The 12,039-nt window shown below is 69.0% G+C and carries 10 protein-coding genes and 1 riboswitch; of the genes, 7 read left to right on the top strand and 3 right to left on the bottom strand.

Going from position 1 to position 12,039, the window contains the following annotated elements; translation table 11 throughout:
- Positions 1–13 precede the first annotated feature (13 nt).
- Positions 14–1,018: a tryptophan--tRNA ligase gene (trpS, locus tag B9Y95_RS12800; RefSeq protein ID WP_079002883.1), complete on the top strand. Its 1,005-nt coding sequence runs from the start codon at positions 14–16 to the stop codon at positions 1,016–1,018.
- Between the two features lie 123 nt (positions 1,019–1,141).
- Here trpS and glpK read toward each other — a convergent pair whose 3' ends face one another.
- The 3 genes from glpK to B9Y95_RS12815 all read right to left on the bottom strand — a co-directional run bounded on the left by glpK (position 1,142) and on the right by B9Y95_RS12815 (position 5,394).
- Positions 1,142–2,656 (bottom strand): glycerol kinase GlpK, encoded by a 1,515-nt coding sequence (gene glpK / locus B9Y95_RS12805; RefSeq protein ID WP_079707342.1) that lies wholly within the window; start codon positions 2,654–2,656, stop codon positions 1,142–1,144.
- A 101-nt stretch (positions 2,657–2,757) separates the two neighbouring features.
- The gene (locus B9Y95_RS12810) at positions 2,758–3,510 is read right to left on the bottom strand and encodes an MIP/aquaporin family protein (protein WP_079002885.1); all 753 of its coding nucleotides are present in this window, start codon (positions 3,508–3,510) and stop codon (positions 2,758–2,760) included.
- Positions 3,511–3,657: 147 nt separating this feature from the next.
- The gene (locus B9Y95_RS12815) at positions 3,658–5,394 is read right to left on the bottom strand and encodes a glycerol-3-phosphate dehydrogenase/oxidase (protein ID WP_085512260.1); all 1,737 of its coding nucleotides are present in this window, start codon (positions 5,392–5,394) and stop codon (positions 3,658–3,660) included.
- 134 nt (positions 5,395–5,528) lie between these two features.
- Here B9Y95_RS12815 and B9Y95_RS12820 point away from each other — a divergent pair, with 134 nt between their 5' ends.
- The 6 genes from B9Y95_RS12820 (at position 5,529) to B9Y95_RS12845 (ending at position 12,026) form a co-directional block, all read left to right on the top strand.
- Positions 5,529–6,515, top strand: a complete 987-nt coding sequence (locus B9Y95_RS12820; protein WP_064294816.1) for a sugar-binding transcriptional regulator — start codon at positions 5,529–5,531, stop codon at positions 6,513–6,515.
- A gap of 90 nt (positions 6,516–6,605) precedes the next feature.
- Positions 6,606–6,767, top strand: a riboswitch (FMN riboswitch).
- Positions 6,768–6,847: 80 nt separating this feature from the next.
- Positions 6,848–7,924: a bifunctional diaminohydroxyphosphoribosylaminopyrimidine deaminase/5-amino-6-(5-phosphoribosylamino)uracil reductase RibD gene (gene ribD, locus B9Y95_RS12825; RefSeq protein WP_234994101.1), complete on the top strand. Its 1,077-nt coding sequence runs from the start codon at positions 6,848–6,850 to the stop codon at positions 7,922–7,924.
- Positions 7,925–7,945: 21 nt separating this feature from the next.
- Complete coding sequence (locus tag B9Y95_RS12830) at positions 7,946–8,641, top strand: riboflavin synthase (protein WP_085512261.1); 696 nt, start codon at positions 7,946–7,948, stop codon at positions 8,639–8,641.
- Positions 8,638–9,921 carry a GTP cyclohydrolase II gene (gene ribA / locus B9Y95_RS12835; RefSeq protein WP_085512262.1) on the top strand — a complete coding sequence of 428 codons (1,284 nt, stop codon included), beginning with the start codon at positions 8,638–8,640 and terminating at the stop codon, positions 9,919–9,921. Before B9Y95_RS12830 ends, ribA begins: the two co-directional genes overlap by 4 nt.
- 84 nt (positions 9,922–10,005) lie before the next feature.
- Positions 10,006–10,476, top strand: coding sequence for a 6,7-dimethyl-8-ribityllumazine synthase (gene ribH, locus B9Y95_RS12840; RefSeq protein ID WP_064294813.1), 471 nt, complete (start codon positions 10,006–10,008; stop codon positions 10,474–10,476).
- Positions 10,477–10,679: 203 nt separating this feature from the next.
- Positions 10,680–12,026 carry an MFS transporter gene (locus tag B9Y95_RS12845; RefSeq protein WP_085512263.1) on the top strand — a complete coding sequence of 449 codons (1,347 nt, stop codon included), beginning with the start codon at positions 10,680–10,682 and terminating at the stop codon, positions 12,024–12,026.
- Positions 12,027–12,039 lie beyond the last annotated feature (13 nt).

The following is a 12,039-nucleotide window of genomic DNA, read 5'->3' on the forward strand; positions in this document are numbered from 1 at the left end:
TGCGAGAACCCACATGACCAAGCCACGCCTGTACTCCGGCATGCAGCCCTCCGCCGACTCGCTCCACCTCGGCAACTACATCGGCGCCCTCCTGCAGTGGAAGCAGATGCAGCAGGAGCACGACGCCTTCTTCAGCATCGTCGACCTGCACGCGATCACGGTGCCGCAGGACCCCGCCGAGCTGCGCGAGAAGACCCGCCGCACGGCCGCCCAGTACATCGCCGCAGGCATCGACCCGTCGGCGTCGACCCTGTACGTCCAGTCGCACGTCCCGGCGCACGCGCAGCTCGCCTGGGTGCTCAACACGATCACCGGCATGGGCGAGGCCGCGCGCATGACGCAGTTCAAGGACAAGTCGGCCAAGCACGGGCGCGACGCCTCGTCGGTCGGGCTCTTCGCCTACCCGATCCTGATGGCTGCCGACATCCTGCTCTACCAGACCGACATCGTGCCGGTCGGCGACGACCAGCGGCAGCACATCGAGCTCACGCGCGACCTCGCCGAGCGGTTCAACGCCCGCTTCGGCGACACCTTCGTCGTCCCGAAGGCGCAGATCCAGAAGGACTCCGCGCGCATCTACGACCTCCAGAACCCGACGTCGAAGATGTCGAAGTCCGCCGAGACCCCGGCGGGGATCATCTGGTTGCTCGACGAGCCGAAGGTCACGCAGAAGAAGATCATGCGTGCGGTCACCGACAACGACGGCGTCATCGCCTTCGATGCACAGGAGAAGCCCGGTGTCTCGAACCTGCTGAGCATCTACTCCGCGATCACCGGCTCCCCCATCGAGGCCGTCGTCGGCGAGTTCGAGGGTCGTGGCTACGGCGACCTCAAGAAGGGCCTCGCCGAGGTCGTCGTTGGCGAACTCGAGCCGGTCCGTGCGCGCGCGCTCGAACTGCTCGACGACCCCGCCGAGCTCGACCGCCTGCTCGCGGTCAACGCCGCGCGCGCGACCGAGGTCGCCGAGCAGACCCTCGCCGAGGTCTACGACCGCGTCGGACTCCTCCGCCCCGCCTGATCCCGCCGTCCGTTCGCCCATCTTCGGGCGAACGAGGGCTCCGTCGCCCGAAGATGGGCGAACGGACCACGACAGAACGGCCCGCCCTCCGCGAGGAGGACGGGCCGTTCCGGTCGGTCGGGACTACTGCACGTCGTCGTCGACCCAGTCGAAGGTCTTCGTGACGGCCTTCTTCCAGTTGCGGTAGAGGCGGTCGCGCTCTGCGGAGTCCATGTTGGGCTCCCAGCGCTTGTCCTCCTGCCAGTTCTTCGCGAGGTCGTCGAGGTCGGACCAGAAGCCGACGGCGAGACCGGCCGCGTAGGCCGCGCCGAGCGCCGTGGTCTCGGCGACGACCGGCCGGATGACCGGGACGCCGAGGATGTCGGCCTGGAACTGCATGAGCGTGTCATTGGCGGTCATGCCGCCGTCGACCTTGAGCTCCGTCAGCGGGACACCCGAGTCGGCGTTGACGGCGTCGATGACCTCGGCCGTCTGGAACGCGGTCGACTCGAGAGCGGCCCGGGCGATGTGGCCCTTGTTGACGTAGCGGGTGAGCCCGACGAGCGCACCGCGGGCGTCCGGACGCCAGTACGGTGCGAACAGCCCGGAGAACGCCGGCACGAAGTACGCGCCACCGTTGTCCTCGACGGTCTTGGCGAGCGCCTCGACCTCGGGAGCGGAGGAGAACATGCCGAGGTTGTCGCGCAGCCACTGGACGAGCGAACCGGTCACGGCGATCGAACCCTCGAGCGCGTAGTGCGGCTTCGCGTCGCCGAGCTTGTAGCCGAGCGTCGTCAGCAGACCGTTCTCGGAGTGGACGATCTCCTCACCGGTGTTGAAGATGATGAAGTTACCGGTGCCGTAGGTGTTCTTGGCCTCGCCCTGCTGGAACGCGGCCTGACCGAAGGTCGCCGCCTGCTGGTCGCCGAGGATGCCGGCGATCGGCGTCTCGCGGAGGAGGCTGTCGTCGGACGCGTGGCCGTAGATCTCGGAGGAACTCTTGATCTCCGGGAGCATCGACTTCGGGACGCCGAACGCCTTGAGGATCTCGTCGTCCCACTGCAGGGTCTCGAGGTCCATGAAGAGCGTGCGCGAGGCGTTGGTGACGTCGGTGACGTGCACGCCGCCGTTGACACCACCGGTGAGGTTCCAGATGACCCAGCTGTCGGTCGTGCCGAAGAGGAGGTCGCCCGCCTCGGCCTTCTCGCGAGCACCCTCGACGTTCTCGAGGATCCAGACGATCTTCGTACCCGAGAAGTAGGTCGCCAGCGGCAGGCCGACGGTCTTCTTGAAGCGCTCGACGCCACCGTCCGCAGCGAGGCGGTTCACGATGTCCTGCGTGCGCGTGTCCTGCCAGACGATCGCGTTGTAGACGGGCTGACCGGTGGTCTTGTCCCAGACGACGGCGGTCTCGCGCTGGTTCGTGATGCCGATGGCCGCGATCGCGTGCCGGGTGATGTTGGCCTTGCTGAGCGCCTGGCCGATGACCTCGCGGGTGTTGTTCCAGATCTGGTTCGGGTTGTGCTCGACCCAGCCGGCCTTCGGGAAGATCTGCTCGTGCTCGAGCTGGCCCGTCGAGACGATCGATCCGCTCTTGTCGAAGACGATGGCCCGGGAACTCGTCGTCCCCTGGTCGATTGCGATGACGTAGTCCGCCATTGGATACTCCTTCGTTGCGTGCGTTGCGAGGTGAGGCACCGGAACCGGTACCCCGGGGTGCCGCGGCGGTGATCGTGTCCGGTCACCGCCGCAGCGTCAGGTCAGACGGCCGGGAGCAGCACCATCGAGGCGAGAGCCGCGAGGACACCACCGAGCAGGGGGCCGACGACCGGCACCCAGGCGTAGGACCAGTCGCTCTTGCCCTTGCCCTTGATGGGGAGGAGGGCGTGGGCGATGCGCGGACCGAGGTCACGTGCCGGGTTGATCGCGTAGCCGGTCGGGCCACCGAGGGAGGCACCGATACCGACGACGAGCAGGGCGACGGGCAGGGCGCCGAGGGCTGCGAGTCCCCCGGGGACGCCCTCGATGACCACGGCGTCGGGGCCGGTCTTGCCGAAGGACATCACGACGAAGACGAGGACGAAGGTCGCGATGACCTCGGTCACGAGGTTCCAGCCGTAGCTGCGGATCTCCGGGCCGGTCGAGAAGACACCGAGCTTCTTGCCCGGGTCCTCCTCCTGGTCGAAGTGCTGCTTGAAGGCGAAGTACGTCAACACGGCACCGATGAAGGCACCGACCATCTGCGCCGCCCAGTAGACGAGCGCCGTACCGAAGTCGATCGAGCCCGTGGTGAGGAAGCCGATCGTGACGGCGGGGTTCAGGTGTCCGCCGGAGGCGTAGGACACCGTGACACCGGCGAAGACCGCGAGGCCCCAGCCGAAGTTGATGAGCAGCCAGCCGCCACCCAGGCCCTTGGATTTCGTGAGGATCGCCGTGGCGACCACACCGGTACCGAGGAGGACGAGCATCGCCGTCCCCACGGTCTCGGAGAGGAAGATGGTTCCGAGGTTCATGTCTTCATTGACCTTTCATAGGTGTGGCCCCCTGGGAGCTCGAACCGAGGCGCGAGCTCCCACTGGGCGGGGTTGCACTGACCAGTTGCTTGTAACGTAGCCAGCTCACGTTGCACAGGACAAGGGCCTTGCCTGCACGTTCGTGCATTATGAGAACGCCGGGGCCTCCTGGGCGGCGTCGACCCGGAGGTCGACCTGGTGGGCGTCCCGCAGGCGGTCGAGGGCCGCGGTGATCTGCGCGGTCCGCTCGGCGTCGTCCCACCCGAGGACACCGCCGACGACGCGGGCGATCTCGTCGACGAGGCCGGCGGTGAGCGATCCGGTGAAGGCGAGGCTCGTGCGACGGTGCAGCACGTCGGAGAGGTGCACGACCTGCTCCTGCTCGACGAGGTACTCCAGCTCCTGCACGCTGTAGTCGGCAGCGCCCTGCAAGCGGTCGTCGCCGTGCTCGGCCAGGTGCTCAAGGAGTGCGGCGGCCTTCGTGCCGTACCGGCCCAGCAGCTGCTCGGCACGCTTGGCACCGGTGCCGTCCTCGTGTGCGGCGACCCAGGTGCGCGTCGCGGCGTCAGTGCGCGGGAAGCCGGCGCCGCCGCCGATCGCGAGGCCGAGGGTCTCCACGGGGCGCGGGGCCCCGATGGTGTTGAGCACGTCCGTGCTGAGGTGCTCGGCGAGGGCCCGGAAGGTGGTCCACTTGCCGCCGACGAGGCTGAACACGGTGGTGGACGGACGTGCAGCGGCGGCCCGACGCTCGATCCGGTAGTCGCGCGACACGAAGCCGGGGGCCTCGTCGTCGTGCTTCGGCAGCGGGCGGATGCCGGAGAACCGGTAGACGATCTGCTCGCGCGAGGTCGCGATGGTCGGGAAGACGTGCTTCACGAGGTCGAAGAAGTAGTCGACCTCCTCCTCGGTGCAGACGCTCGGGGTGCTCGGGTCGGCGTCGATGTCGGTCGTGCCGACCATGACCTTGCCCTTGAGCGGGTAGATGAGGACGATGCGGCCGTCCTCGTGCTCGAAGAAGATCTCGCGCCCCTTGGTGGCCGCGTAGAGCTCCGGGTTGTCGAGGACGATGTGCGAGCCCTTCGTGCCGCCCATGTAGGTCGTCGGCTCGCCGAGGCCGGCGTTCGTGAGGTCGGTCCAGGGGCCGGAGGTGTTGACCACGACGTCGCTCGTCACGGTGAAGGTCTGGCCGGTGACGGTGTCGCGGAGCTCGACGCCGTCGGCTCCCATGCCGACCGCCTCGACGTAGTTGACGGCGCGGGCGTGCGGGCCGGCGGCGAGGCCGTCCATCAGGACGTCGAGTGCGAGGCGCTCCGGGTCGTGCATGGAGGCGTCGTAGTAGGTCGCCGTGTACTTGAGGCCCGGGTTCATCTTCGGCAGGTCGGCGAGCGACTTCTTGCGGCCGTGGAAGCGGTGACGCGGCACGCTGCCGCCGTCGCGGGAGAAGGAGTCGTACGCGGTGAGGCCGACCTTGATGAGCAGCGCACCACGCTCCTGCGGCTTGCCCTGCTTGTGGGTGAGGAAGCGCAGCGGTGCGGAGAGGATTCCGGAGAAGGTCGAGAAGATCGGGACCGTGGTCTCGAGCGGCTTCACGTAGTGCGGGGCGATCTTGATGAGCCCGTTGCGCTCCTGCACCGACTCCTGGACGAGGCGGAACTCACCGTTCTCGAGGTACCGGATGCCGCCGTGGATCATGTGGCTCGACGCGGCAGAAGCACCGGAGGCCCAGTCGTTGCGTTCCACGAGCGTGACGTCGACGCCCTGGAGCGCGAGGTCGCGGAAGGTCGCGATGCCGTTGATGCCACCGCCGATGATGAGCACCGACGCCTGCGGGCGGTCGATGACGGACTGGACAGTGGAACGGGGAGCTGACGACTTGAGGGACATGAGATGCCTCGCTTCTTCGCGGTTGGTACGCGACGCTGCCGGGATTGCGCGCCGCTGAATGATGTGACTGAATACATCGTGACACCCGCTGCAACTCTGAACAGCCCTAGTGAACAAACGTGCAAGGAGACCCGATGTCGCTCGCAGACGCGCTCAGCCAGCCGGACCGGACGGCCGAGGCGCTCCGTGCCGCACAGCTGTATTACGTGCAGGACCTCACCATGGAGGCCATCGCCCAGGAGCTCCACACCTCCCGGTCGTCGGTCTCCCGCCTGCTCGGATATGCGCGGGAAAGCGGGCTCGTCGACATCCAGGTGCGCTCCCCGCACGACATGCCGTCGCGGCTCGAGGCGGAGTTCCGCGACCGCTTCGGCGTGACCGCCCACATCGTCCCGGTCCCCGACCACACGAGCGACATCGACCGCCTGGAGCGCGTCGCCCTCTCGGCTGCACGTTTTCTCGGCTCGGTGTTCGACTCGAACATGACGCTCGGTCTGGCCTGGGGCTCGACCGTGAGTGCGGTGGCGAGGCACCTCACCCCCAAGCGGACCCACAACTCGCAGATCGTCCAGCTGAACGGTGCGGCCAACACGCGCACCTCGGGCATCCTCTACGCGAGTGAGATCCTGCATCGGTACGCGGACGCCTACGGGGCCTACGCGCAGCAGTTCGCGGTGCCCGCCTTCTTCGACGACCCGTCGACCAAGCTCGCCCTCTGGCGGGAACGCAGCATCCGACGGGTACTTGAGATCCAACGCCGCATGGACGTCGCGCTGTTCGGTCTCGGTTCGCAGCTCTCGGGTGTGCCCAGCCACGTGTACGTCGGCGGCTACCTCGACGACAGCGACTTCGAGGCGCTCGCGAGCGCCGGGGCGGTCGGGGACGTCGCGACCGTGTTCTTCCGGGCCGACGGTTCCTGGCGGGACATCCCGTTCAACAACCGTGCGTCCGGGCCAGACCTCGACGTGCTGCGCGGCGTCTCCCGTCGGATCTGCGTGGTCGCGGGAGCCGCCAAGGTGCCCCCGCTCCTCGGGGCGTTGGCGGGAGGGCTCATCTCAGACCTCGTTGTCGACGAGGGCACCGCCCGCGCGGCGATCGACCAGCACGACGCCCAGCGCTGACCCCGGCCGCGCCAGGCGCTGCAACCGGGCGTCATCCGGACCGGGAATAGGGCTCCCGCTCAGCCCGTTGACCTAGAATCGACAACACGTAACGTGCTCCGGGGTCGGTGAGAGTCCGAACCGGCGGTGAGAGTCCGCGACCCGTGTCTCGCGCAAGCGAGGCCCGGTTGACCTGGTGGAACTCCAGGACCGACGGTTATGGACGCGTCTGCTCGCAGGCGGCGTTCGAGTCCGGATGGAAGGAAGCACGGGCGTCGGCCGATGGTCGACGCCGGCGAGCACCTGCCCGCGACCCCGGAACTCGTGTCAGTACCGACCGAGATGACGGACAGATGAGCGCAGGAACCGAGGCACCGCAGGCGAGTGCCCACGAGGAGCAGGCCATGCTGCGCGCGCTCGAACTCGCCGCCAAGGGCCCCGCCCGCGGTGTGAACCCCCGAGTCGGCTGCGTCATCCTCGACGCCGACGGCACCGTGCTCGCCGAGGGCTGGCACCGTGGAGCCGGCACCCCGCACGCGGAGGTCGACGCTCTGTCCCGCCTCGCTCCCGGAGCGGCCCGCGGCGCGACCGCCGTCGTCAGCCTCGAACCCTGCAACCACACGGGCCGTACCGGACCGTGCGCCGTCGCCCTCCTCGAGGCCGGTGTCGACCGCGTCGTGTTCGCCGTGGACGACCCCGGCCACCACTCCGGAGGTGGAGCGGAACGACTCCGCGACGGCGGCGTGACCGTCGTCGGCGGCGTGCTCACCGGACCGGCGGAGGACCTCCTCGGTGACTGGCTCACCAGCGCCCGCCTCGGGCGTCCGCTCGTGACCGTGAAGTGGGCCTCGAGTCTCGACGGACGCATCGCCGCGAGCGACGGCACGAGCCGCTGGATCACCGGCGATGCCGCGCGCGACGACGTCCACCGTCGACGGGCCGCCCACGATGCGATCCTCGTCGGCACGGGGACGGTCCTCGCCGACGACCCGAGCCTCACCGCTCGCGACGACCACGGCGACCTCCTGCCCGAGCAGCCCCGGCCCGTCGTCATGGGCGATCGCCCGATCCCCCGCGACGCCGCCGTCCACCGCCACCCCCGGCCGGTCGTCGTCCACCACGGGCATGATCCGGCTGCGCTGCTCGCCGAGCTCCGCGCCGCTGGCGTCCGGAGCGTCTTCATCGAGGGCGGTCCGACCATCGCCACAGCGTTCCTCCGCGCAGGACTCGCCGACACGGTCCTCACCTACCTCGCCCCCGTGCTCCTCGGCGGCCCTCGCCTCGCGATCGGCGACCTCGGTGTCGACACCATCGGCGAAGCGATCCGCCTCACCACCGTCGGCGTCGAACCACTCGGCGACGACCTCCTCGTCATCACGGCACCCGACCGCAGCGCCTCCGCCTCGGCCGCCCACGACCTCACCGCCTGACCCCCAGAGAACGGACCACCCATGTTCACGGGCATCATCGAAGAACTCGGCACCATCGTCGCCATCGACCACGGCGCGGACTCGGCACGTTTCACCGTCCGCGGCCCGCTCGCCCTCGAGGGCACCCGGCACGGGGACTCCATCGCCGTGAGCGGAGTCTGCCTCACCGTCGTCGAGCAGACCGGTGAGACGTTCACGGCCGACGTCATGGCCCAGACCCTCGCGATGAGCTCGCTCGACGGCGTCACGGTCGGGTCTCCGGTCAACCTCGAACGTGCGGCCCGCGTCGGCGACCGCCTCGGCGGCCACATCGTCCAAGGCCACGTCGACGGCACCGGCACCGTCCTGGCCACGGTGCCCGGCGAGGCCTGGCGCGTCGTACGGGTCTCGCTCCCCGCGGCGCTCGCGCCGCTCGTCGTCGACAAGGGGTCGATCACCGTCGACGGCGTCTCGCTCACCGTCAGCGCCATCAGCGCACCGGACGCACCGGAGGCCTGGTTCGAGGTGTCCCTCATCCCCGAGACGCTGGCCGCGACGACGCTCGGTGAGCGGGTCCCCGGCGACCGTGTGAACCTCGAGACCGACATCCTCGCCCGGCACGTCGAACGGATGCTCGCATTCAGCCGTCTCGAGTCGGCACTCCCCAGCAGCATCGACCAGGATCCGCAGTCCGCGGCCCCGGTCGGCACCACCGCCACCGGAAGGGGCAACGCATGAGCATCGCCAGCATCCCGGAGGCCCTCGAGGCACTCCGCCAGGGCCGACCGGTCATCGTGGCCGACGACGAAGGCCGAGAGAACGAGGGCGACGTGATCCTCGCCGCGGAGTCCGCCACCCAGGAGTGGATCGCGTGGACGGTCCGACACTCCTCCGGATTCATCTGCGCACCGATGACGAACGAGATCGCCGACCGGCTGGCCCTCCCGCCGATGGTCACGCTCAACGAGGACCCCAGAGGCACCGCGTACACCGTCACGGTCGACGCGGCCGACCGACTCAGCACCGGTATCAGCGCCGCCGACCGCGCCCACACCCTGCGCGTGCTCGCCGACCCGGCGTCCGTGCCCGCCAACCTCTCACGCCCCGGACACATCGTCCCGTTGCGCGCCGTCGACGGCGGGGTGCGCGAGCGCGACGGGCACACGGAGGCGGCCGTCGACCTCATGAAGCTCGCTGGGCTCGTCCCGGTCGGTGCGATCTCCGAGATCGTCGCCGACGACGGCGAGATGATGCGTCTACCCGGCCTCATCGCGCTCGGGGAGCGGGAGGGCGTGCTCGTCACGACGATCGCCGCACTCATCGCCTTCCTCGAGGAGAACCCCGACGCGGCCGCCGTCTGCGCCGAGGAACGCGCCGCCAAGGCGGCCATCCCCGAATCGTCGAACGTGTCGTTCGAGGTGGAGACGACCGTCCCGACGACGCACGGCTCGTTCCGGTTGCGCGCCTACCGCGACCGCAGGACCGGTGCCGACCACGTCGCCATCATCGCCGGCGACCCGCAGGCCACCGGTGCGCTCGTGCGCGTCCACTCCGAGTGCCTGACCGGTGAGGCGTTCGGCTCGCTCAAATGCGAGTGCGGTCCGCAGCTCGACAGCGCCCTGGACACCATCCAGCGCCACGGCGGTGTGGTCGTCTACCTGCGCGGGCACGAAGGGCGCGGCATCGGCCTCGTCAACAAGCTGCGCGCCTACCGGTTGCAGGAGGACGGTCTCGACACCCTCGACGCCAACCTCGCACTCGGGCTGCCAGCTGACGCCCGCGACTACACGGCTGCGAGCGCGATCCTGACGGACCTCGGCATCACCTCCGTACGCCTGCTCTCGAACAACCCGGAGAAGGAGCGACAGCTCACGAACCACGGCATCGCCGTGAGCGAGCGCGTCCCCCTGGTGGTCGGCGTCGGCCTGTTCAACGAGGGCTACCTCGAGACGAAGCGCGACCGCATGGGCCACAGCATCGGGTTCGAGCTCGCACCGGAACCGCACCCCCACCAGTAGCCCACCGCCACCCCTCGATTCCCTCGAGGAGCGAGAACACCACCAACCCCTCGACGCACTCGGGGGAAGAAGACAGGAGACCGCATGAGCGGCGAAGGATCCCCCACCATCAGCGTCGACGGCACCGGCCTCGACATCGTCGTCATCGCCGGCACCTGGCACGAGACCATCACCGACGGTCTCATCGCCGGAGCCGTCAAGGCCCTCGATGCGAGCGGTGCCAACCACCGTCTCGTGCGGGTCCCCGGAAGCTTCGAGCTCCCGGTCGTCGCGAAGGCCGCCCTCGAGGCCGGGGCCGACGCGGTCGTCGCACTCGGGGTGATCATCCGTGGCGGCACGCCGCACTTCGAGTACGTCTCCGACGCTGCGACGAGCGGCCTCACGCAGGTCAGCATCCAGACGGGCAAGCCCGTCGGCTTCGGCGTCCTCACCCTCGACGACGAGAAGCAGGGGCTCGACCGCGCAGGGCTGCCCGGGTCGAAGGAGGACAAGGGCGCTGAAGCCGCCGATGCCGCCGTCGCCACCGCGGTCGTCCTCCGCGAGCTGCGCGGCTGACCCGACCGAGGGCGCGTCACGTGGCATTCCGGTAGCGGTATACGCCCGTCCGGACAACCGAATACCGGAATGCCGCACTTCGGCGTACAGTGTCATGGTCCTGCCACAAGCGGGCGAACCTCTGATCCTGCCGTCGTCGGCGGGCGTGCGCGACCGGTGCTGATGCTTCGACGGCGTCCATTCCCGAACCGAAACGCGCACGCATGTCTCTCGAAGCAACCCCAGTCACCAAGACCCCGGTCAATCCGCGATCTCGCGTCGTCCTCGCCAGCCTCATCGGCACGACGATCGAGTTCTACGACTTCTACGTCTACGCGACGGCCGCCGTCCTCGTCTTCCCGCACCTCTTCTTCCCGAGCGAGGACCCGACCGCGGGTCTCCTCGCCTCCTTCGCCGTGTTCGGCGCCGCGATGGTGGCCCGACCCGTCGGTGCCGTCATCTTCGGGCACCTCGGCGACAAGCGCGGTCGGAAGGCGACCCTCGTCGGCGCCCTCCTCACCATGGGGATCGCGACCTTCCTCATCGGCCTGCTGCCGACCTACCAGCTCGTCGGCTGGGTCGCCCCGCTGCTCCTCGTGACCCTCCGCATCGGTCAGGGCTTCGCGCTCGGCGGTGAATGGTCCGGTGCCGCGCTCGTGGCGACGGAGAACGCCCCGGCCGGCAAGCGCGCCCTCTTCGGCACGTTCCCGCAGCTCGGCGCGCCGATCGGCTTCATCATCGCCAACGGACTCTTCTTGATCATCGCGGCGATCCTCCCGAGCGACGACCCGTCCATGCCGTCCGAGGCCTTCCTCGAGTGGGGCTGGCGCATCCCGTTCCTCTTCTCCGTCGTCATGGTGATCGTCGGACTCTGGGTCCGTCTCCGCCTCGTCGAGAGCAACGCGTTCACGAACGCCAAGGAGCAGGGCAAGGTGCAGCGGTCGCCGCTCGCGAGCGTCGTCAAGCTGCACTGGCGCAAGCTGCTCCTCGGCACCTTCTTCATGCTCGCCACCTACGTGCTCTTCTACCTGATGACGACGTTCTCGCTGAGCTACGGCCGTGCGCCACTCGACGCCCCGGTCGCGGGGCTCGGCTACAGCTACACGACCTTCGTCCTCATGCTCATCGCCGGCGTGGTCTTCTTCGGGATCTTCACGCTCGTGTCCGGCCCCTTCGCCGACAAGTACGGACGCCGCAAGACGCTCATCGTCGTGACGAGCGCGATCCTCGTGTTCGGGCTCGTCTGGGTCCCGCTGCTCGGCGCCGGGTTCACCGGGGTCATGATCTGGCTCATCATCGGCTTCAGCCTCATGGGGTTCACCTTCGGACCGATGGGCGCCCTGCTGCCCGAACTGTTCCCCACGAACGTGCGATACACCGGGTCGGGCATCTCGTACAACGTGTCGTCGATCCTCGGCGCCGCGGTCGCACCGTTCATCGCCGTCGCGCTGTGGAGCGCCGGCGGCGGCAGCCCGTTCTGGGTCGGCGTCTACCTCTCGGCGATGGCCCTGATCACGCTCGTCGCCCTCATCGTCTCCAAGGAGACCAAGGACGTCGACATCGACGCCTGATCGAGGCGATCAC

Origin of the sequence: Plantibacter flavus, assembly GCF_900177615.1 — a bacterium.
In the GTDB taxonomy this organism is placed as follows: Bacteria; Actinomycetota; Actinomycetes; order Actinomycetales; family Microbacteriaceae; genus Plantibacter; species Plantibacter flavus.

Bases quoted from the DNA above. Each gene is read 5' to 3' on its own strand.
- ribH (WP_064294813.1), top strand. From the start codon at position 10,006: ATGAGCGGCGAAGGATCCCCCACCATCAGCGTCGACGGCACCGGCCTC.
- trpS (WP_079002883.1), top strand. From the start codon at position 14: ATGACCAAGCCACGCCTGTACTCCGGCATGCAGCCCTCCGCCGACTCG.
- glpK (WP_079707342.1), bottom strand. From the start codon at position 2,656: ATGGCGGACTACGTCATCGCAATCGACCAGGGGACGACGAGTTCCCGG.
- ribD (WP_234994101.1), top strand. From the start codon at position 6,848: ATGAGCGCAGGAACCGAGGCACCGCAGGCGAGTGCCCACGAGGAGCAG.
- B9Y95_RS12845 (WP_085512263.1), top strand. From the start codon at position 10,680: ATGTCTCTCGAAGCAACCCCAGTCACCAAGACCCCGGTCAATCCGCGA.
- B9Y95_RS12830 (WP_085512261.1), top strand. From the start codon at position 7,946: ATGTTCACGGGCATCATCGAAGAACTCGGCACCATCGTCGCCATCGAC.
- ribA (WP_085512262.1), top strand. From the start codon at position 8,638: ATGAGCATCGCCAGCATCCCGGAGGCCCTCGAGGCACTCCGCCAGGGC.
- B9Y95_RS12815 (WP_085512260.1), bottom strand. From the start codon at position 5,394: ATGTCCCTCAAGTCGTCAGCTCCCCGTTCCACTGTCCAGTCCGTCATC.
- B9Y95_RS12820 (WP_064294816.1), top strand. From the start codon at position 5,529: ATGTCGCTCGCAGACGCGCTCAGCCAGCCGGACCGGACGGCCGAGGCG.
- B9Y95_RS12810 (WP_079002885.1), bottom strand. From the start codon at position 3,510: ATGAACCTCGGAACCATCTTCCTCTCCGAGACCGTGGGGACGGCGATG.